A 21,691-nucleotide genomic window follows, 5' to 3' on the forward strand; every position below is an offset into this window, starting at 1 on the left:
TAAGCGAAACTTAAATTAGGATAAATTCTTCAGATTTTCAATCAATTCTTGAACTTGATCAAAATTAACATTCGGGAAATTGGCAATTCTAACTTGAGTTTCCTTCAATTTTCCATAACCTGAACCTAAAACCATACCTGTTTTAGCCTCCAAATCTTGAATCACCTTACTAGAATTTTCTTTGCAATTTAATACCACAACAGTCTGTGAACGATGTGATTCATTCTCCACAAATATGTCAAACTGATTGGATTTTTTGGCAAAATCATATAAAGATTTGGCCTTTCGCTCAGTTTCTTTTCGAATATTCTCTACTCCAATGCGGTTAAAATCTTCTGCCACCTTGCCTAGCACATAAATACTCAAAACATTTGGCGTTTCAGGAGTTTCAAATTTCTTATAATTTTCCCAAAGACTTGGTAAGGAATGATATGTACCTACAATGCCTTCGTGTTGCTGGATGCGTTTCGACTTCTCCACCATCTCCTCACTTGCGAACCAAACACCCAATCCTGCAGGCATACCAAATGCTTTTTGTACCGAAAAGAAAGCAGAATCAACTAAAGTAAAATCTAAATTGGTGTAAGGTGCAGACGAAACCATGTCCACTACCAACAATTTATCTTTATTTGATTTTTTTAATTTATGTATTTCTTGTACGCGCATTTGAACCCCAGAAGAGGTTTCATTGGTGGTAGTACAAATCAATTCTGCGTATTCGGGAACGGTAATTTCATTCGCATCAAATCCTTCGCCGAAAGGTTTTTCAAATTTGTGCGCAAATTTGTGTAATTGTTGAGAAAATTCATGAAATTTTTTCGAAAAAGAACCATTCACCAAATGGAAACTTTCATGCTCAACGGTATTCATCAATACTCTTTCCCAAACCTCGGTGGCTGAACCCGTGAATAAAACACCCGTTTCTTTTGGCAAATTGAACAATATCCTTAATTGTTCATCTGCATGTTGATAAATTTTTCGAAAAGTAGATGAACGATGTGAAATAGAACCAATATTTTCTCTAAAGGCTTGTTCGTAATGTCCTTGAACAGTTGGAAATAGTCCGGCAGGTCCTGGAGTAAAAAATAATTTGTTCATTGCACTCATCTTAATACAACATTCTAAATTTAATGGTGTTGTCTATTTCTTTTAATTCTTTTGCGATTTCCTCAGCGTATTCTTTGGAAATATCTGTGATTACATAACCCGTTTTTTCGGTTGTTTTCAAATATTGTCCAATGATATTAACTGAATATTTCGCAAATACATTATTTATTTTCGCCAAAATTCCTGGTACATTTTGATGAATATGTAACAATCGATGTGCATTTTCCAAAGGTGGCAATTGCAATTCAGGGAAATTCACTGAACCGTATGTACTTCCATTGTTCATAAATTGTAATAATTTGGAAGGCACAAATTCACCAATATTCGCTTGGGCTTCCTCAGTGGATCCGCCAATATGTGGTGTCAAAATTACATTTGGTAAACCACGTAAATCATTTACAAATTCTTCATCATTTGTTTTTGGCTCATAAGGGAATACGTCAACCGCTGCTCCCCAAACTTTGCCAGATTTAATGGCATTCACTAAGGCAGAAATTTCAACGACATGTCCACGCGACAAGTTTAAGAAAATTACATTTTCCTTCATCCATGAGAATTGCTCCTCTCCAATGATATTAGTATTAGACTTTCTACCATCAACGTGTAAACTCACAAAGTCAACTTGCGACAAAAGCTCTTTCAAGGTATTGCATTTTTTAGCATTGCCTAAAGCCAATTTATCTACAATGTCATAGAAATAAACTTCCATACCCAAGGCTTCTGCTAAAACAGAAATCTGAGTACCAATATTTCCATAACCTACCAAACCAATTTTCTTTCCTCTGATTTCATACGAATTTGTTGCAGATTTATCCCAAACTCCAGCATGCATTCGATTCGATTTTTCAACGATATTTCTCGTCAACATAATCATTAAACCGATCGACAATTCTACCACCGAACGTGTATTTGAATACGGGGCATTAAACACTGCAATACCTCGCTTTTCACATTCAGCTAAATCAATTTGGTTGGTTCCAATACAAAATGCTCCCACACACATCAAACGAGATGCATTCGGGTGCTCTAAAACTTTTTTTGTTAAATTCGTTTTGGAACGTAATCCTAAGATAGATACATCTTTAATTTTCTCAATCAACTCCTCCTCATCCAATGCTCCTTTCAACAACTCAACTTGAAATCCTTCTTTTTTGAATGCCTGAACTGCCTTTGGATGCACGTTTTCCAATAACAAAACCTTGATTCTTGATTTTGGATAAGACTGCGCTCGACTCAAACCATTGATGTATAAAAATTCATCTAAGGAAGGAACCACGAAATCTGCTTTCTCTGTTACGTTTTGGCGAGATACATTTTCTGTAAATGCATAAAATTTATTGGCAAGACCCGATTCACGCATTTCGTAATCAGTATAGCCATCACCTATGGCATAAACCTCTCCTTCTAATTCCAAAGATTTCAATAACAATACTTTACCTCCGTCTTTCGACAATAAATTTTCTTGGTCATATCCAGAAATATTACCCTCTGCATCGTAAGTAAATGTGTTTGCATAAACGTTCTCCTCCGCAATTCCCAACTCCTCTACCACAGGAACGATAAAATCTTTAAATCCTGAAGAAACAATTAAAATTGAATCCGCATTCTCTTGAATAAATGCTTTATTTCTTTTGAAAGAGTCAGAAATCTTACCTTTCAAAAACTTAATTAATTGTTCAATATGAATTTTATTGGCCGACAATAATGCCACACGATCACGTAATGAATCTGCGAAACCAATCTCCCCAGCCATTCCTTTATCGGTAATTTCGCGAATTTTTGATACAATTTCTGCTTGTTTGGGATTTCCCAACAAGGCGATATCAGCTAATTCATCTAAAGCCTCCACCTTGGTGAAAGTACTGTCAAAATCGATAACAATTGTCAATTGTTCTTTTTGTTTATTAGGCATCATATTATACTATACATCTCTCAACCATTGGATTGCACGTGTTTCAGACCAAAGAAAACCCTTGTAATCATTTGGATAAAACCCGCAATGACCTCCCTCGTTTGGAATTTCTAAAAACACATTTTCTAAAGAATTTACTAAATCTATTGGAAAACATTGTTCCGACAAAAAAGGATCATTTGCTGCATTTACAATCAAAACAGGCACTTTTATAGAAGGTAGAAAGTAAATAGAGCTATTTTTCTCGTAATAATCTTCCGCGCCAGCAAAGCCGTGCAGAGGCCCTGTTACGTATTCATCAAAATCCCAAAGTGTTTCAATTTTGGACAATTTTAATTGATGAGCTAATTCAGGGAACAACTCTACTTTTTTTTGAACCTTTTCAACAAGGCTACTTAAAAATCGTTTGGTGTAAATCCAGTTTTCAAGTCGAGCCAACGTTTGGGAACTACTTGAAAGGTGCAAAGGTACGGAAAAAACCACAGCTTTTCGTAATCCTTTCGGAGGTTTTTCAGCTTTTTCACCCAACCATTTCAAGGTTAAATTTCCACCCAAACTAAAGCCGGCCATATCTAATTCCCTAGCTCCTTTCTGAATCGCATAATCAACTACTTCATTTAAATCATCGGTGGCACCACTATGATAAAATCGTTTGTTCAAATTCATTTCTCCAGAACAAGACCTGTAATTCCAAGCCAAAACATCCATTCCTGCTCGAATAGCTTTTTTAGCTAAACCGGTCACATAATGCCGACTACTGCTACCCTCCAAGCCGTGAGAAATAATCAACATAGACCGATCTCCTATTTTTCCCTTAACATACCAATCTAAATCCACAAAATCACCATCTGAAAGCACAAAACGCTCCCTAGTGGGCGATTTCAAATCCACTTTTCGAAATAATGCTGGAAAAATACTCTGTGTATGTTTTTCTGGCAACCAAAAGGGGGACTCAAAAGCTTGGGGATTTTCTAAAAACGGCATATTATATGAAGAAATCAGGAATTAATTGAGCATCTGAAACATTTGGGTCATTTTTATACATCGAAAAATCACTAACTCCCGCTTCACGTAAAACATCTTCATCTATCAAAAATTTACCAGAATAAGTTTTTGCATCTTTTTGAATAATTTCAAAGGCTGCATCCGCCATAATACTTGGTTTTCTTGCCAATGTGAGCATTTCTGCATTTCCAACTGCAAACTCAATGGCTGCTGTAGCAATAATTGTTTTAGGCCATAAGGAGTTTACAGCCACTTTGCCTTCAAACTCACCAGCTAAACCTAGGGTAACCATCGACATCCCAAACTTAGCCATTGAATAAGCCAAATGATGTTTAAACCATTTGGTTTCCATATTTAAAGGTGGAGAAAGAGTTATAATATGTGGATTCCCTGCTTTCAACAAATAAGGCAAACAAGCCTTTGCACACAAATAAGAACCGCGCGCATTGACCTGATGCATCAGATCAAACTTTTTCATGTCTGTGTTTAAGGTATTCGTCAATTGAATAGCCGAGGCATTATTAATTAACACATCGATTCCTCCAAAAGTTTGCACTGCTTTTTCAACCGCTTCCACCACCTGTGCCTCCTCTCTTATATCTACCACCAAGGGCAAAGCCTTGCCTCCTACTTTTTCTATCTGCTCAGCTGCCGTGTATATTGTCCCGGGCAATTTTGGGTGGGGCTTATCAGTCTTAGCAGCAATCACAATATTTGCCCCTTTCGCAGCAAATCGTAAAGCAATTTCCAGGCCAATTCCTCTGGAAGCACCTGAAATAAACAGCGTTTTATTGACGAATATCATTTTTTAGATTAAAATTGACCTAATTTACAAATTTCTTCCAAAGAGTATATAAAAATAGACAATTGCTCCTTATTTTTGCAACTTGTAAATTTTGATTTAATCCAATGCAAGTTCCGTTTAAGTCGGTAAGTATTTCTCACAAGAGTGCACCCCTAGCTATTAGGGAGCAAGTTGCCTTAAACGAGGAAGAAAGCAAGGCTTTTGCTTTACAGTGTAAAGAAAAATACGACTTAAATGATTTACTAATCGTTTCAACTTGCAATCGAACAGAAATTTACTATACTTCCTCTCAAGCTTATTCAAATTCCATTGTAAAAGATTTGTTGAAAGGTAAAAACCTGGAAGCAAGTCCAGAAAACTGTAAATGGTTTGTACAAAACGAGGAAACAAACCCTTCATTACAGCATTTATTTGAGGTAGCAACAGGTTTACAATCAAAAGTTGTAGGCGATTTACAAATCCCAAATCAAATCAAAAAAGCCTATCAATTAGCGGCAGATTTGAACTTGGCTGGACCCTATTTACACCGCTTAATGCATACCATTTTCTATGCAAACAAACGTGTAGCCCAAGAAACTTCCTTCCGCGATGGCGCAGCTTCTGTTTCTTATGCAACCGTTGCCCTGGCAGAAGAATTGTCACAAGCCATTCCACAACCAAAGGTTTTGGTCATTGGATTAGGTGAAATCGGTATGGATGTTTGCAAAAACATGGAGGATAAAGATTTTGCGGAAATAACCATCATGAATAGAACCTTGGAAAAAGCTGAGAAATTAGCTCAAGGAAACGCTTTCAGAGTAGCTTCTTATGAAAATCTTTGGGATGAAATTGCAAAAGCAGATATTATTATTTCCTCTGTCAGGAGCAATGATCCGATTATTACGCAACAAGAATTAAAGAAAATACAAGTACTTTCTTTCAAATATTTTATTGATTTATCTGTACCTAGAAGCATTGAAGAAGGAATTGAAAAAATTTCAGGAATGCTTTTATACAATATTGATACCCTAAAAGAACGTGCCGACCAAGCTCTTCAACAACGTTTGGCAGCTATTCCGCATGTGAAAGACATCATTATTGAGAGTATTGATAGCTTTTTAGATTGGTCGAAAGAAATGGAAGTATCGCCTGTCATTCATAAATTAAAAAACTCTTTAGAACAAATCAGAAAAGAGGAAATCAATCGACACATCAAAGGATTAAGTTCTGAAGAAATTGAAAAATTAGAAAAAATCACTTCTAATTTAGTTCAGAAAATCATCAAACAACCTATCATTCATTTAAAGGCCGCTTGTAAGCGTGGCGAATCTGAAACAATGGTAGATGTTTTGAACGACTTGTTCAATCTGGAACAAGTAGACGACTCGGCACTTCACAATAAATAAATCATGGATAGCGCAAAGCTCAATTCCTTAGCCCGTTTCTGTGCTTATCAGGAAAGGTGTATACAGGAATTAAAGCTTAAAATGCAAAAATTGGAAATTCAACCCGAAGATTTCCAAGGGTATATTGTATGGTTGGAAGATAACAATTATTTAAACGAAACCAGATTTGCTCAAATTTTTGCCCGTTCAAAGTTTAATCAAAAACAATGGGGTCGCAATAAAATCCGATTTGAGCTCAAAATACGCCAAATCAGTGCTGAAAAAATAAAAAAAGGTTTAGAAGAAATTCAAGACGAGGATTATTTACAAACCCTTGAAAAATTGGTTCAACAAACTCTCATAAAAAATAGCAAATTAGACCCTTGGCAAAAAAATCAGAAAACTGTTAATTATCTGATGGGCAGAGGTTTTGAGATGGATTTAATCGTATCTTTGATGAAAGGATAATCAAAATGGACCTACAATATATTTCAGATGAGAATGGAAAGCATACCGCAGTGGTAATTCCCATTGAGGATTGGAATAAAATTTTAAATATTCACGAAGATTTAAAAAAGTTTGAGTCTCAAAAAAATAAATTATCTGATAAATATTCTGGAAAAATTTCAAATAAAGTAGCAGATAATATTAACCACTATATCTCAAAAAGTCGCAAAGAATGGAACGATATTTAATTGACTCAAATGCAATTATAGACTATTTAGGAAACAAAATACCCGGTAGGTCTAAGAATTTTATGGACAAAATTATCGACTCAACTCCAAACATTTCAATTCTAAGTCAAATTGAAGTATTAAGTTTCAATACGTCTGATGAAAATCAAATTATTTTAAAAAATTTCATTTTTGATTCAAATATTTATGAATTAACAAATGAAGTAGCTAACATTTGTATAGAAATAAGAAAAGTACATAAAACTAAATTACCCGATGCAATAATAGCCTCAACAGCAATTGCAAATAACATGGTACTTATCACTAGAAATAAAAAGGATTTTGAAAAAATAAATGAGTTGAAAATAATCAATCCTCATTCAATTTAAAATTAACGATTTTCATAAAATTGAGTTTTAAAAAAGATTTTCCTATATTTGAAATATGAATTACACAGGAAACACTTATTACGGCGCTTATTACTATGCAGGTTATTACACTTGCAGATGAGTCGGTATATTAGTTTTTCCATTAAAAATATAGCTGCCGACACCCAAATGTCGGTTTTTTTTATTTTATGAGCATACACATACAAGCTGCCTCACGACTCAATTCAGTGGAAGAATACTACTTCTCTACCAAATTGAAACAAATTGCCCAAATGAGACAAAATGGGATTCCCGTTATCAATTTAGGTATCGGTTCTCCCGATTTAGCTCCGTCTGAAAATACCATTGCTGCATTAACACAAAGCGCAGCAAAACCAGAAAACCATGCCTATCAAGGATATCAAGGTATTCCAGCACTTCGTGAAGCTTTTGCTCACTTTTACCAAAAACATTACCAAGTAAACTTAAATCCAGCATCAGAAATATTGCCTTTAATCGGTTCCAAGGAAGGTATTATGCATTTAGCAATGGCTTATTTGGAAGCCGGTGATGAAACCTTAATTCCTAATCCGGGTTACCCAACCTATGCTGCAGCCTGTAAATTAGCTGGTGCTACTGTCAGAGAATATTCTCTTTCAGAATCAACAGGGTGGTTGCCCGATTTAGATGCACTTGAAAAACAAGATTTATCGAAAGTGAAAATCATGTGGGTCAATTATCCACACATGCCCACGGGAGCCAAAGCAGATAAAGCATTTTTTGAAAAATTAAAAACCTTTGCCGAAAGAAATAATATTCTCCTAGTAAACGATAACCCTTACAGCTTTATCCTAAATGAAAACCCTATTTCCATTCTTTCCATAGAAGGGATGAAAGAGGTAGCCATTGAATTGAACTCACTTTCCAAATCGCATAACATGGCCGGTTGGAGAATTGGAGCTATTTTAGGGAAAGAGGAATTTATTCAGCCCGCTTTGAAATTCAAATCCAATATGGATTCTGGGATGTTTTTACCTTTGCAAGAAGCAGCTGTAGAAGCATTGAAATCAGATGCCAAATGGTTTGACAAACAAAATGAAATTTATCGTTCTCGACAAAAAAAGGTCTTTGAACTCATGGAACTATTACATTGTACCTATAACCACCAACAAACTGGTATGTTTGTTTGGGCAAAAATTCCAAAAGAATACACTTCAGGCTATGAATTATCGGATAAAATATTAGCAGCAAATGCAGTTTTCATTACTCCAGGAGGTATTTTTGGAAGCCAAGGTGATGGATATATTCGCATATCACTTTGCGCCAAAGAAGAGGTATTTCAAACAGCAATTGATCGCATAAAAAACAAAACAAATGGACTCTAAAGAAGTAGTTGGTATTTTAGGAATCGGTTTAATTGGAGGTTCAATGGCACTGGATTTGAAAAAATCTGGGTGGGCAAAAAAGTGTATTGGAATTGACACAGGTAGAAAAAATCAAAAACGAGCCTTAGAATTAGGCTTGATTGATGAATTAAAACCATTGGAAGTTGCACTAAAGGAACTAACGGTTTTAATTATTGCTGTTCCTGTGGATAATCTGGTGGCTGCATTGCCTGAAATCCTGAATAAATTAAATCCTAATCAGGTTGTAATAGAAGTTGGTTCTACCAAAACTCCTATTTACGAGGCGATCAAAAATCACCCAAAAAGAAAACAATTTGTCAGCACACACCCGATGGCCGGAACGGAATTTTCAGGACCAGAAGCTGCTTTTGAGGGACTTTTCAAAAACAAACGCGCTGTTATTTGCGACGAGGAATTGAGTGATGTTGATTTGGTAAAACGAATTGAAGACCTCTACCAAACTGGCTTAGGAATGAATTTGATTTACATGGATTCCATCTCGCATGATGTCCATACGGCCTATATATCGCATATTTCACACATCTGTTCTTTTGCCTTGGCCAATACCGTTTTGGAAAAAGAAAAAGATGAGAAACGTATTTTCGAATTAGCCTCCACAGGTTTCGAATCAACCGTTCGTTTGGCCAAATCATCTCCAGAAACGTGGATTCAGATTTTTCACCAAAATCAAGAAAATTTATTGGATGTTTTGGATGAGTATATCAATACCCTGCTAAAATACAAAGGACTCCTTTTAGCTGGCAGTTATGAAAAGTTAAAAGAAGAGTTAGAGAAGGCAAATGATATTAAAAGAGTGCTAAAAGGCTAACCGCCCCCGGTCTCTTACCTCGGCCACCCCCTCCTTTCGAAGGAGGGGGCAGGGGGAGGTTAATTCTTCGGCTTCCAAGTATTATTCTTTGAATTAATATCTGGAAACACGTGATCTGGATCAATGGTAACTGATTTGATAGGTAACTTTGTGTTAACTTTAAATTCCCAAGTGCCTCCACGTTGCCAAATTTCTACTGGAAACTTCACACGTAATTTTTCACCACCAGCTACTTCTACATCTACCTCCGCAGGCATTGCCATTTTCTCCATATTTTCAATCGTAATAATTGCACCCTTGGTTGGATCTTGCTCTATGTATGAAACACCTTTAACAGACTGATCCAATTTCCATAACTCATAGAACCATGGTCTCCAGAACCAACCTAAATCTTCACCAGCACCATCTTCGATTGACTTAAAGAAATCTAAAGGCGTTGGGTGTTTGAATGCCCAATTTTTAATATAATTTTTTAGAGCATAATCAAATCGATCTGGCCCTAAAATATTTTCACGCAAGATGCGTAAACCAAATCCAGGTTTGTTATAGGCCTCCCAACCTAAATTATTGGCTTGAATCACATCAGGAATACTTAAAATTGGGTCAGCATTTTCTCTGAATAAACGCGGTGCAATTTGGTGCATATCAAACTTTCTGTTCTTGAATTCACCCTTATTGAAGGCATCCATTGAATAGAAATTGATAAAGGTATTGAAACCTTCATCCATCCAAGCGAACTTACGCTCGTTTGAACCCACAATCATTGGAAACCAGTTGTGTCCAAATTCATGATCAATCACACCAAACAATCCTGCTGCTTTTGCATCCTGTCCACAGAATACAATACCTGGATATTCCATTCCAGATACCGTTCCACCAACGTTTGTAGCAGCTGGATACGTAAACTCATACAACCAATTAGAATAATATTCGATGGATGCCTTCACAAACTCCGTTGAACGCTCATATCCATTGCTTCCAATCGACTCCTTTGGATAAGCAGAAATAGCTAAAATTTTCTTTCCTGAAGGCAAATTGATTTTTGCAGCATCAATGATAAAGGCTTTTGACGTTGCAAAAGCGACGTCGCGCGCATTTTGACACTTAAACCTCCAGGTTAAAGAACCTTTAGATGGTCGAGATGCAGCATCATTTAATTCTGATTCAGAACGAATAGCAACTGTTTTATCTGAATTTGCTGCCTGTGCCCAACGTTTTGTTTGCTCTGAAGTATACACTTCAGAGGTGTTCATCAACTCTCCTGACCCAACTACAATATGTGATGCAGGCACCGTAATGTTGTACTCAAAATTTCCGTATTCCAAATAAAATTCACCTGCACCTAAATAGGGAAGCACATTCCAACCTTCAATGTCATCATACACACACATTCTTGGGAACCACTGGGCAATGGTATAAATCGGACCATTTTTTGTTTCTTGAATACCCATTCTATCCGATCCATCTTTTGGAATAGTGAAAGAATAAGCTACTTTAACTTTTACCACGCCCACTTTTTCAGCCATTGGTTGCGCCAAACGAATTTGCATACGTGTATCTTCCACCAAATAATTAGCAGGTTTTCCGTCGATTGACACATTGCTAATGGTATAACCTCCATTGAAATCTAAGTTACCAAAACGTCCACCTGTTACAGGAGTTGTTTTACCGCCTCTCGATTGCGTATTGAATGAATTTTGATCCAATTGCAACCACAAATAATTTAACTTGTCTGGAGAAGCATTTTTATAGGTAATTTCAACCTCACCTGTTACCGAATTATTTTCATCGTTCAAGGTAGCCGAAATTTTATAATCTGCTGAGTTTTGCCAATAAGCTGGACCTGGGGCACCAGAACCCGAACGTTGTGGCGAATTATATTGATAATTCCATAAGGGATGGAATAAGTCGTATTGACTATAATTAGAATTTTTTTGAGCAAAAAGGGAAATGGTAGATACCAATGCCGCAATTACCAAGATGCTTTTTTTCAACATAGTTTAAATTGTTAATGAATTTTAAAGTTAATTAAAAAATGGTTAATATTTCATCATCCATTAACCGCTCATAAAGCCCCAAAGCCTTTGGTACTTCATAGTGGTAAAAGAATTTCATCGTATGAATTTTATCCAAGTAAAATGATTTGTCCTCGGAATGAACTTCAGAATTTTTTAATTTTTGATGGGCAACTATTCCCTGTTTTAACCATTGCCAAGCCACCATATTTAGCCCAAAAAGTTCCATATATAACGAAGAATCAGCCAAGAACTCTTCGATTTTTCCAGCGGCAGCCATGGATAATTTGTGCATGGTCACTTGTCCTAATTTAGAAATAGATGCTTCTAACTTTTCCGCATATTTAACCAATTCAGGAACATTTTTTGCCTCTGCAATTTCGGCCTGAATAAGTTTGGTTAATTCTTTTAGTGCCTTTCCATTATGTGAGGGCACTTCTCTTCCCAATAAAGTCAAGCCATGAATTCCGGTAGTTCCTTCATAAATGGAGAAAATTCGCATATCCCGAGCCATTTGTTCCAGCGGAAAATCTTCTGTATAACCATATCCACCCAAAACCTGCAAACCTAAATTCACAGATTCTATACCTTTTTCGGCAGGATAGGTCTTAGCCACTGGCGTCATTAAATTGAGCAACAATTCATAGGTTTCCTTTTCTTCTCCTTCGCTGCATTTCGACAAATCGTCCCATAAAAAACACTGGAACAACAATCCCATAGCGCCTTCAAAAATTGCCTTTTGCGCATATAACATGCGTTGAACATCAGGATGTTTTTGAATTAAAACAGGTGCTGCTTCTGGATTTTTATTACTCACTGGTCTCCCCTGCGCCCTTTCTGATGCATATTGTTTGGCAAAATGATAGGCAGCAGAAGAAATGTAAGCACCACCCAAACCAACACCCAAACGAGCTTCGTTCATCATTTGGAACATATACATCAATCCTTTATTGGCTTCACCCACTAAAAATCCAATACTCTCTCCATCATCACCAAACGATAAATGCAAGGCAGGCGTTGCTTTTTGTCCCATTTTATGAAACACACCAATAGACTTCACAAAATTGGTTTTCAATTGTCCGGAAGCATCTTCCAAACGCTTAGGAACCACAAAAAGTGAAATCCCTTTGGTTCCCTTTGGAGCGCCATCGATACGGGCCAATACCAAATGAATAATATTTTCAGAGAACTGATTGTCTCCTCCAGAAATAAATATCTTTTGTCCCTTGATGGAATAGGAACCATTATCCAAAGGTTTTGCAGAAGTAACAACATCATTCAAAGATGAACCCGCTTGCGGTTCGGTTAGGCACATGGTACCTGTCCACTTGCCCGAAAGCATCTTTTGCACATATTTTTCCTGTAATTCCTGTGAACCAAACGAGGCAATCAAATGGGCAGCGCCATTGCTTAATCCGGAAAACATAATCACGGAATTATTGGCCGCCCCGCGAATAAACTCGCTGGCTCCACCCACCATGGCAGGCAATTGTTGTCCCCCTTTTTCTAAGGAGAAGGTAGCGCCAATCAATCCTGCCTCACCCATTTCTTTCAGATAGGCTTCGATTTCTGGTAATACTTGCACGGTATCACCCACTAATTCGGCTTGTTTCCGATCGCCTGGGACAAACATCGGTCGTAGATGTCGCTCAGCAATAGCCTCAGCAGTATCTAATACCATATCAAACATATCGGGAGCATAATCTGCGTAGTATGGATAATTGCACAGATTTCCGTATTCAAAAACTTCTTTTAAGATAAAATCAAGGTTCCGACGATCATATTCCTTTGCCATAGCATTTGTGATTTAATAAAAACAAATGTAGGAAAAAAATGTATGCAAGCATACTAATTATTCAGGTATTGTAAAACCTAAATTATAAGGAACCCAAGAGGCTTTTCGACAATCATTCAATACATAATTTTTGTATCGAACATTGTTAAATTCAACGTATTGGACAAGTTTTTGATAATACTCGTCTGGAATGCCATTGAATCGGTCAATATATAAACGAGATTTAGTCCGAGGGCTAACCACAAAGTATCCTAAAACTTGCTGATCAGGATTACTTGTACATTTTAAATTGCCTATTACTTGAGCGGGAATTTTATCAAATAATCCTCCTCCTACTTGTCTTTGTTCTTCTAAACGTTTCCAGTAAGTATACAAATTGGCATCAATGTGATACAAATCAAACTGAATTACCCAATCGGTAAAATCATGGTAATTTACCGATGCCGTTTCTAAAGAAATCTCTTGTCCATCCAACAAAAAGTCGTTTTGCAAAATAGGTTGAGAATTAGGCGGAGCCGACCAACACTTACAAAAACAAGGTGGAACAGGTTGGGGCGGTGGCGGGGGTTCGGGGCAAGTAGTTAAAAACTGGTTGAAATCTTGTCGCTTTATAAAATAATAATCTTGAGTATTTTTGGGATCTTTTATCTTTAACTTAACATCAAAAAACATATTTTCAACCTTTTCAGCTGGTACAAATTTTGACTCCAATTGACTAAATAAAATGGGCTGCATCATTTTTTCAACAGATGATTCGATCTGTAAGCCATCAATTGTTTGAATTTTCAATTGATAGGTATTGCCTACTTTACCCTTGAAATTTGCAGGGGTCTTATAAACTCCTAAACTTGTTTCAAGTAGGTTAATTACATTTGTACCATTTTCCAATAAAATTACTTTTGCCTTAGAAACTGCCTGCCCCGTAAATTGTGAAACATCATAAGCAGTATAACCGGAAGTATAATTAATTCGAAAAATATAAGGTCCTGAAATATCCGTAACCTCACCATACGCCACAATTGCAGTACTTAAGTTTTGTGTTTTAAAATCGAATATCTCTGTTTCACAACTCCAAAGAAAACTCACCAAGAAAAGTAAAAGCAATTTTATTTTCATTAGAATTTCAATTGGTAGGTTAATGAAGGTATGGCTGCAGCTAAAACTGAAAGTTCATAAGCTTTGGCTTGATTAATTTTGCCGGTTGAGGACCGGAAAAATACAGAATATACATTGGCCCGAGATAGCAAATTGTAAATTGAGAAATTCCAACTTTGCTCATAATTCGCATTTCTCTTAGCATCAATAGTAATTCCTACATCTAAGCGCATTAAATAAGGTATTCTTTCTTGATTTCGAAGCGTAAAACTCGGACTTGAATAACCATCTAAAAGTGGAGCAATGGTATTTGGCTCTAAAAAAGTAAAAGTTTGTCCATTATATACATAAGAACGAGTTCCTAAACCACTGCGAGGAAATAGGCCTTGATTGTATCCATAATCATATATTTCTGAAAAGGCATATAATTTATATCGACCATTGGGATAGGTAATTGGTCGGCCTGATGAATAATTAAAATTGGCTTGAAAAGAAAACCTGTTACTCAACCGATGATTCAACACAATTTTTAAACTATGTGGCATATCAAAATTGGCAGGAAACTCTTGTCCAAAATTGGCTCCAATTTGATCTGAGGTTGGTAGGGCTTGTCGGAAACTTCTTGAATAGGTATAGGAAACCCACCCTGTAGTTCGTAAACCTCTAGATTTTTTTAACATCAATTCTGCTCCGTAAGACCGGCCGGTTGCATTCAATAAATCTGTTTCAACTGTTGGATTCAAATACAAATTAGCGGCATCAACATAATCCACCACTTGATTGTATTTTTTATAATAAAACTCCAAAGAAGTTTCAAAAGAGCCTTTTTCTTCCAACTCATAATTGGAGAACCATCCTGCTGAAACTTGATCCACAACCTGAGGTTTTACATATTGGTCACTAAATTTCCAAATATCTACTGGAGAAATGGCCATGGTATTGGATAATAAATGAACAAATTGTTGCATTCGATGGTAACCCATTTTAAAGGATTGTAATTTACCTAATTGGTAAACAAAGGAAAGTCGCGGCTCCAAACCTGAATAAGATTTTATCAAATCTCCTGCTTCAAATTTTAGGGTATCTAATACAGAAGAGGCACTGCGAGGGAACCCCTCCTTATATTTCAATTTAACCGCTTCGCCATATAAACCATACATGGCATAACGGATTCCAGCTTGCATAGAAATTTTAGAATTTACCTGAAAAGTTCCATTTAAAAATAAAGACAACTCTTTAGCATTTTCAACTGGCATATAAAACGCTTGAATGATTGAATTGCCCGAATTAGGCAAAAAATCACCTTGTTTGTTTTTATACAAATTCAATTCAAAACCACCTACAAATGACTTTTTTTCATCTGGCTCAAAACTTATTTCATCTTTAATTGAATTTTGTATCAAATTCGGATTCCAAATAAATTCCAATCCAGATTTTTTACCTTCAATCCCATAAGAATAATTATTATGAAAGGTCAATAAATTATTTGACCACTTGGAATTTAGTAGGGAATTAAATTGCAAACTCACGGCTCTTGTGTTCCAAAAATAGGAAGTATCCGTTCCAAATTTAAAAGCATCTCCGGTTTGATAATAGGAAACAGAAAGTTTATTTTTTGTATTGAAATGGTGTGAAATCTTCAAATTTAAATCGAAAAAATTGGCTCTACTTTTGGCAATAACTGGATTTGGGAAATAACTCAAATAAAAATCTGATAAGGATGCTCTTGCACCGAGAAGAATACTAGTTTTGTTTTTAATTAAGGGGCCATCCAAAACTATATTTGAAGAAAGTGGCCCAATACCTGTTTGAAAATTCCATTTATCTAAACTTCCTTCTTTCAATCGCACATCTAATACTGAAGAAGATCTTCCACCGTAATTGGAAGAAATTCCTCCTTTATAAAGGCTTAAATCAGAAACCACTTGGGAATTAAATGCCGTAAAAAAACCAAATAAATGGGAGGTATTATACAAGGGTACACCATCCAATAAAACTAAATTTTGATCTACATTACCTCCTCGTACATTGAATCCTGAGGCACCTTCTCCAATGGTTGAAACACCCGGCAAAGCCAAAATACTACGAACAACATCCACCTCACCCAATAAAGTAGGCATTTTTTTCAAGGTTTTGCTCGACATCCTTTCAACCCCAGACAGTGGTCTTCTGATTTGGGTTTCACTTTTTTCTGAAGAAATTACAACTTCTTCTAATAGTTTTTCTGTGGGTTCTAATGCAAAATCTACATTTACTGGACCATTTAAAATAATTTTTGCTGTTTTAAATTTATACCCTAATCGCCTCACAGTAATTTGATAGGTCCGTGCTGGTATCTGAATTGAAAAATCACCTAAAGAATCAGCAAAGGCCACAAAATTATATCCTGAAAAAAGAATGGTGGTACCCTCTAAAGCTGCGCCGGTTTGAACATCTTTAACCTTACCTGAAAACGTAAAATTGTTTTTTTGGGCATGGTTTGCAAAAAAAATAAATACAAAAAAAAGAATTAAAGAAGTCCTCATTTTGTTTTATTTCTTAAAATCAACAAACCTTTAGCATTTTTCCATGCTGGATCAAATGCCCCTTGAGGAAATTTTGCAACGGCATGACTGCCTAAAACAATATCTAAATCACCATCCCCATCAACATCTCCAGTATCCATTACCGACCATCGGCCTAAGTGTTGAATAGGTAAACTAAATTCCTGAAATGATTTTTTTACATTTTCAAAATAAATGAATCCTTCCTCTCCTCTTTTTTCAACATCTGGAAATAAAGCAATGGAAACCATATCTAAATCCTTATCTCCATCAAAATCGCCTAACATTACTTTTGTCGCACCATTTTGTTGGTAAAAATTCTTTTGTTTGAAAACAAAATTTCCGCTGTTTTCATACACATACACCCCATGATAAGGTTTAAAAATTGTTGAAAAATCAGCATTATCTCCAGCTGTACAAACAATATCTAAATCACCATCTTGGTCAATATCTCCCATATCAAAAGAGCTTGTTCCTTGAATAGATGGGAATCGAAGCAGAATTTGCTCATCAAATTGGAGATTTCCTTTATTAATATATTTGATGATTCGCTCATCACCTTGGGCAAATAAGGCAATTAAATCTAAGCGATTATCTCCATTCAAATCTTTGGCAATCACATGTGTAGCACCTGTTTGAGCAGTAATAATATTTCTTTTCCAATTGGTACCAATTTTCTTCCACACAGATAATCCACCTTCCTTAAATCCAAATTCACAACTAATCAGTTCTTCTTCAGGATTTGAATCTAGATTTTTAGCAATTACTTCAATCGGACGATTAAGTGATTTTATTACATCTTTTGAAATTTTTCCGACATTAAATGCATCGACCGAACCTACTACATCTGGATTTGCCTGAGTGGTGGTCCCAATAAATGTGTACAAATAATTTCCATTGAAACCATCAACATGCGTTAATGCATTTTGATCTTCTAAAGAATTCAACACTTTTCCCTCAGAATTAAGAGTCCAAATGACACGATTCGATTGGTCTCCGGCAATAATTTTTTTAGCTTTTTCATCAATTCGAACAGCTGTAAAATTAGGAATAGTGCCATTAGATTTCCCAATTGGCAAATCTTCTACTGCAAACATGTTCTTTTTTTCTGGGAGGTTCTCGTATGCTGGGTGACTTAATTCCATAGGGGCCTTTTCTAAATAATAGGCCTTAATTTTCTCCCAATCCGCATCACTTAACATTTGGCTTCCCGGTTGCATTATTGCATAATCCGACAAGGGTTTTTCCAAAGCATCTATTTCCTTTGAAACTCCCAGCATTATTCCCATGTAAGGTAATGTAGAATACTGCCAGACATTTTTGGGCAAAATGTCTGGCTGAGGCAATAAATGGCAAGACCCACAATATTGCTTTGCCAATTGCTCTCCTTCTTCAACATTTTTATTACAAGAAAGCAAACTAATTTCTAGAATTAGTAAATAAACAAATAGGCCAATTATAAATTGAAATTTATATCTCATTAATTCAGTTTCTTGAAGAACTGTATGGAATCATTGTTTCGAGAAACTAAATATACTTTTTGATTCCCCAAAGTCATTTGTTTGATATCACGTACATCTCCTTCCATTAATAATCCTGAACTTGTTGGAACCAATGGTCTAAAATCGCCTTTCCCGTTTCCTAATAAAATTAATCCGTAGAACCCATCATATCTAGCTTGATACATAGAGGCTCCATTGAAATTTCCACCGATGATCACGTCAAGTTTTCCATCTTTGTTTACATCTTCAGTTCGCAACACCATTATTTTAGAAACTTGTGCTAGGCTCGGGAGTGTCTTTTTTTCAAATTGAAATCCACCCTTATTTTCTAAATAAATGGATTCGAAGGTATTAACGAGTTTCTCTTGTGCTCCATCCAATTCATCTTCGTCAAAAATTTCATCAATTGATTTTCCTGCAAAAGATTTATAATTGGTATATTTTTTATTGATGATACTCGGAATTTGTTTACCCATTTCATCTTTACTGTTGATTGGATAATAGTTTTTTCCTCTACTATATCCAATAATTTGTTCCGTATTTTGATTATTGTCTATATCCTTCAACCACATTTTTAGGGTTCCATTTTGTTCTTTCAACAATTTAGTATTAGTGCCTAAATTACCAACAACTAAATCTATATCTCCATCCTTATCAAAATCTCCAGCGGTAATTCCTGACCAAAACCCTATAAAGTCTTCTAATCCATTTTTAACTTTTTTCAATTTCCCTCGATCATTCTCAAATGTGGTAATAGGCATCCAATCCCCAATTATAGTCAAATCTTGATCTCCGTCTTTGTCTAAATCTTGCCAAATGGCTTCTGAAACCATACCAACTCGTCTCAAATCTGGTGCAAGTGCATCTGTTTTATCAGAAAATACACCTTTACCATTGTTAATTAAAACATAGGATTGCGGTTCTGCCCCATAATGGTAGGCCACAACCCTTCCTGCTACAAATAAGTCGAGGTCTCCATCTTTGTCAATATCAATAGGTCGTACGACTGATTTATTTTCCAACATTGAAGGCAATGCTTTCAGATTTCGAACAAAATTCCCTTTCCCATCATTTACATAAAGGCGATCATTTTGTTGCACCATATCACCAAAAAATTCATTTCCTCCCGATACAACATATAGATCTAAATCTTTATCCATATCAGCATCAAAAAATAAAGCATCTACATCTTCATATAAAGAATCCACCTCAAAGGCTATTTGCCTATTTGGCACTAGCTTTCCAGCTTTTTGAATAAATAATTGTCCGGGCTGGTATTTAGCTCCAGCTACAAACAAATCTTCCAATCCGTCGCCATTTACATCACCAATAGCCATCTTTGGACCTTCAACAGACACTTTGAACGGCACCAAAGACTCTCGATTAAAATCAAAATAGGTATTTTCTTTATGTACATAATTCAATGCCACTTGAGGTGTAATTTCTTCAAAAATTGGCTTCGTTTGCGGAAATAACTGGATAGAATTTGCATCCAAATTGGCATTTTTTTGATCCAAAATTAAGGTGTTGTTAATTTTAGGATTCTTAATTATTTGAGCTTTTTGATTTTCCCAAATTACAATTAAGGAATCAATTTGACTTTGTTGCCCTAAACCAAACACCAAAGAAGGCTCCACAGAACTTAAAAATCCACGAGTAGGCATCATTTGCAACAATTGCTGTCCTTCCTTAGATTTTATGATCACCTTCGCTCCAATTCCAAAGGTATTTTGATCATTTCCCTTGAATTTAATTTTAAGGAAATTGTTATTTAACTCTTCGCGACTTTTATTTTTATAAATTCCTGCTGCTTCATTGATGTTATTCGTAATTAAATCTAAGTCGCCGTCATTATCTAAATCCGCATAGGAACTTCCATTCGAAAGATTTTTTTCATCAAATCCCCATAATATCGATTTATCTTCAAATTTTAATTCTTTGTTTCCCTTGAATAGGTAATTATGCACCTTCCCTTCAGGCATTAAATCAATGGCCTCTTTGTCTAATTTTTTAGAAGTAGGCAAGCCATAATGTAAAGAGTCTGAAATAACAAATTTCAGATAATCGAGATCATTGGGTCTTCTCAAAATACCATTTGAAACAAAAATGTCTTTAATTCCATCTCCGTCATAATCTGCAAAAAGAGTACTCCACGACCAATCTGTTGCAGCAACTCCAGCAGAAGATCCAATATCAGTAAACTTTTCACCTCCCATATTTAGTTGAAGGCAGTTTCTACTGTATTGATTGAAATAACCAAATTGTAACTTATATAAATAAATATCTAATGGATCTTCTCCGACAGAAGATTTCTCCACAGTTTCATCCTCTGGATACATATCCAAAGTCATGATATCCTGATACCCATCGTTATTAATATCAGCCACATCATTTCCCATTGAGAAACGACTCAAATGTTTGAAGTGTTCTTTAATCCCTTCATGAAATGTTCCATCTTTTTGATTGATATAATAATAATCGTCTTCATGGAAATCATTACTTACATAAATATCCTCCCAGCCATCGCCATTAATATCTGCAACCGAAATACCTAAGCCATATCCCATAGCAGCTTGGTAAATACCCGATTCTTTGGAAACATCCTTAAACTTTCCTTTATCATTCCTGAACAAATAATCACCCGCCTCATTATCTTTCAACATTCTGGTGTTTACACGATCGTATGAACGAGTATTATGTGTTGCATGATTCAATAAATAACAATCTAAGTCACCATCTTTGTCATAATCAAAAAAGGCAGCTTGCGTAGAAAATCCTGTAAAATCAAGTCCATAATCTGCTGCTTTTTCGGTAAAAGTCAGGTCCCCATTGTTAATATACAATTCATTTGAACCTTCTAATCCTTTAAAGTTACCTACCGCAGAAACATAAATATCTAACAAACCATCTGCATTTATATCAGCCATGGTAACGCCAGTTTTCCAATCTGAAAAACCTTCTATCCCCGCCTTTACAGAAATATCTTCAAACTGAAAATTTCCCTTATTAAGATACAATTTGTTTTTACCTTGGTTGGAAACAAAGAAAATATCCACAAGGCCATCGTTATTGATATCACCTGTACTTACACCTCCTCCATTATAAAAATAGAGATAATCCAAAATATTAAAATTGGGGGTTTCTGTTAATTGATTTGCAAAATCAATATGGGTCTGACTTGCAGCCATTTTTTCAAATAGCTGTATATTTTTTTGCTTAGAACAAGCACTTACTAATATGATTAAAGATAAAAAAATTACGCTTTTAAACA

At 35.7% G+C, this 21,691-nt stretch carries 16 protein-coding genes; 6 read left to right on the forward strand and 10 right to left on the reverse strand.

The features are described 5' to 3' along the window. Positions 1–15: 15 nt before the first annotated feature. Genes EOJ36_RS08080 through EOJ36_RS08095 form a run of 4 tightly spaced genes read right to left on the reverse strand, consistent with a single transcriptional unit; the run spans position 16 to position 4,829 of the window. Complete coding sequence (locus EOJ36_RS08080) at positions 16–1,098, reverse strand: aminotransferase class V-fold PLP-dependent enzyme (RefSeq protein ID WP_127804164.1); 1,083 nt, start codon at positions 1,096–1,098, stop codon at positions 16–18. Positions 1,099–1,108: 10 nt separating this feature from the next. Then, positions 1,109–3,019: a phosphoglycerate dehydrogenase gene (gene serA / locus EOJ36_RS08085; RefSeq protein ID WP_127804443.1), complete on the reverse strand. Its 1,911-nt coding sequence runs from the start codon at positions 3,017–3,019 to the stop codon at positions 1,109–1,111. A gap of 9 nt (positions 3,020–3,028) precedes the next feature. Beyond that, positions 3,029–4,003: a YheT family hydrolase gene (locus tag EOJ36_RS08090; RefSeq protein ID WP_127804166.1), complete on the reverse strand. Its 975-nt coding sequence runs from the start codon at positions 4,001–4,003 to the stop codon at positions 3,029–3,031. Between the two features lies 1 nt (position 4,004). Then, the gene (locus EOJ36_RS08095) at positions 4,005–4,829 is read right to left on the reverse strand and encodes an SDR family oxidoreductase (protein WP_127804168.1); all 825 of its coding nucleotides are present in this window, start codon (positions 4,827–4,829) and stop codon (positions 4,005–4,007) included. Between the two features lie 104 nt (positions 4,830–4,933). Between EOJ36_RS08095 and hemA the strand changes: the two genes are divergently transcribed. The 6 genes from hemA to EOJ36_RS08125 all read left to right on the forward strand — a co-directional run bounded on the left by hemA (position 4,934) and on the right by EOJ36_RS08125 (position 9,470). Further along, positions 4,934–6,214, forward strand: a complete 1,281-nt coding sequence (gene hemA / locus EOJ36_RS08100; RefSeq protein WP_127804170.1) for a glutamyl-tRNA reductase — start codon at positions 4,934–4,936, stop codon at positions 6,212–6,214. A gap of 3 nt (positions 6,215–6,217) precedes the next feature. Beyond that, on the forward strand, positions 6,218–6,661 hold the full coding sequence (locus EOJ36_RS08105) for a regulatory protein RecX (protein WP_127804172.1): 444 nt from the start codon (positions 6,218–6,220) through the stop codon (positions 6,659–6,661). Positions 6,662–6,666: 5 nt separating this feature from the next. Beyond that, positions 6,667–6,888 carry a hypothetical protein gene (locus tag EOJ36_RS08110; RefSeq protein WP_127804174.1) on the forward strand — a complete coding sequence of 74 codons (222 nt, stop codon included), beginning with the start codon at positions 6,667–6,669 and terminating at the stop codon, positions 6,886–6,888. Beyond that, entirely contained in the window at positions 6,873–7,256 is a 384-nt protein-coding gene (locus tag EOJ36_RS08115) for a type II toxin-antitoxin system VapC family toxin (RefSeq protein WP_127804176.1), read from the forward strand. Before EOJ36_RS08110 ends, EOJ36_RS08115 begins: the two co-directional genes overlap by 16 nt. Before the next feature lie 188 nt (positions 7,257–7,444). Further along, entirely contained in the window at positions 7,445–8,620 is a 1,176-nt protein-coding gene (locus tag EOJ36_RS08120; RefSeq protein ID WP_127804178.1) for a pyridoxal phosphate-dependent aminotransferase, read from the forward strand. Continuing rightward, on the forward strand, positions 8,610–9,470 hold the full coding sequence (locus EOJ36_RS08125; RefSeq protein WP_127804180.1) for a prephenate dehydrogenase: 861 nt from the start codon (positions 8,610–8,612) through the stop codon (positions 9,468–9,470). Before EOJ36_RS08120 ends, EOJ36_RS08125 begins: the two co-directional genes overlap by 11 nt. Before the next feature lie 59 nt (positions 9,471–9,529). Here the strand turns inward: EOJ36_RS08125 and EOJ36_RS08130 are convergent, their stop codons facing one another. Genes EOJ36_RS08130 through EOJ36_RS08155 form a run of 6 tightly spaced genes read right to left on the reverse strand, consistent with a single transcriptional unit; the run spans position 9,530 to position 21,608 of the window. After that, complete coding sequence (locus EOJ36_RS08130; protein ID WP_127804182.1) at positions 9,530–11,467, reverse strand: M1 family metallopeptidase; 1,938 nt, start codon at positions 11,465–11,467, stop codon at positions 9,530–9,532. Between the two features lie 31 nt (positions 11,468–11,498). Next, positions 11,499–13,280: an acyl-CoA dehydrogenase gene (locus EOJ36_RS08135; RefSeq protein WP_127804184.1), complete on the reverse strand. Its 1,782-nt coding sequence runs from the start codon at positions 13,278–13,280 to the stop codon at positions 11,499–11,501. 57 nt (positions 13,281–13,337) lie between these two features. Further along, complete coding sequence (locus EOJ36_RS08140) at positions 13,338–14,396, reverse strand: DUF4249 domain-containing protein (protein WP_127804186.1); 1,059 nt, start codon at positions 14,394–14,396, stop codon at positions 13,338–13,340. After that, positions 14,396–16,900, reverse strand: a complete 2,505-nt coding sequence (locus EOJ36_RS08145) for a TonB-dependent receptor (protein ID WP_127804188.1) — start codon at positions 16,898–16,900, stop codon at positions 14,396–14,398. Before EOJ36_RS08145 ends, EOJ36_RS08140 begins: the two co-directional genes overlap by 1 nt. After that, positions 16,897–18,399: an FG-GAP repeat domain-containing protein gene (locus EOJ36_RS08150; protein ID WP_127804190.1), complete on the reverse strand. Its 1,503-nt coding sequence runs from the start codon at positions 18,397–18,399 to the stop codon at positions 16,897–16,899. The genes EOJ36_RS08145 and EOJ36_RS08150 overlap by 4 nt, the downstream gene beginning before the upstream one ends. Beyond that, a complete protein-coding gene (locus EOJ36_RS08155) occupies positions 18,399–21,608 on the reverse strand; it encodes a VCBS repeat-containing protein (protein ID WP_238944441.1) in 3,210 nt (1,069 codons plus the stop codon). Before EOJ36_RS08155 ends, EOJ36_RS08150 begins: the two co-directional genes overlap by 1 nt. Positions 21,609–21,691: the final 83 nt, after the last annotated feature.

The sequence above is a fragment of the Sandaracinomonas limnophila genome (assembly GCF_004005965.1).
GTDB lineage: Bacteria > Bacteroidota > Bacteroidia > Cytophagales > Spirosomataceae > Sandaracinomonas > Sandaracinomonas limnophila.

Bases quoted from the DNA above. Each gene is read 5' to 3' on its own strand.
- EOJ36_RS08080 (WP_127804164.1), bottom strand. From the start codon at position 1,098: ATGAACAAATTATTTTTTACTCCAGGACCTGCCGGACTATTTCCAACT.
- serA (WP_127804443.1), bottom strand. From the start codon at position 3,019: ATGCCTAATAAACAAAAAGAACAATTGACAATTGTTATCGATTTTGAC.
- EOJ36_RS08090 (WP_127804166.1), bottom strand. From the start codon at position 4,003: ATGCCGTTTTTAGAAAATCCCCAAGCTTTTGAGTCCCCCTTTTGGTTG.
- EOJ36_RS08095 (WP_127804168.1), bottom strand. From the start codon at position 4,829: ATGATATTCGTCAATAAAACGCTGTTTATTTCAGGTGCTTCCAGAGGA.
- hemA (WP_127804170.1), top strand. From the start codon at position 4,934: ATGCAAGTTCCGTTTAAGTCGGTAAGTATTTCTCACAAGAGTGCACCC.
- EOJ36_RS08105 (WP_127804172.1), top strand. From the start codon at position 6,218: ATGGATAGCGCAAAGCTCAATTCCTTAGCCCGTTTCTGTGCTTATCAG.
- EOJ36_RS08110 (WP_127804174.1), top strand. From the start codon at position 6,667: ATGGACCTACAATATATTTCAGATGAGAATGGAAAGCATACCGCAGTG.
- EOJ36_RS08115 (WP_127804176.1), top strand. From the start codon at position 6,873: ATGGAACGATATTTAATTGACTCAAATGCAATTATAGACTATTTAGGA.
- EOJ36_RS08120 (WP_127804178.1), top strand. From the start codon at position 7,445: ATGAGCATACACATACAAGCTGCCTCACGACTCAATTCAGTGGAAGAA.
- EOJ36_RS08125 (WP_127804180.1), top strand. From the start codon at position 8,610: ATGGACTCTAAAGAAGTAGTTGGTATTTTAGGAATCGGTTTAATTGGA.
- EOJ36_RS08130 (WP_127804182.1), bottom strand. From the start codon at position 11,467: ATGTTGAAAAAAAGCATCTTGGTAATTGCGGCATTGGTATCTACCATT.
- EOJ36_RS08135 (WP_127804184.1), bottom strand. From the start codon at position 13,280: ATGGCAAAGGAATATGATCGTCGGAACCTTGATTTTATCTTAAAAGAA.
- EOJ36_RS08140 (WP_127804186.1), bottom strand. From the start codon at position 14,396: ATGAAAATAAAATTGCTTTTACTTTTCTTGGTGAGTTTTCTTTGGAGT.
- EOJ36_RS08145 (WP_127804188.1), bottom strand. From the start codon at position 16,900: ATGAGGACTTCTTTAATTCTTTTTTTTGTATTTATTTTTTTTGCAAAC.
- EOJ36_RS08150 (WP_127804190.1), bottom strand. From the start codon at position 18,399: ATGAGATATAAATTTCAATTTATAATTGGCCTATTTGTTTATTTACTA.
- EOJ36_RS08155 (WP_238944441.1), bottom strand. From the start codon at position 21,608: ATGGCTGCAAGTCAGACCCATATTGATTTTGCAAATCAATTAACAGAA.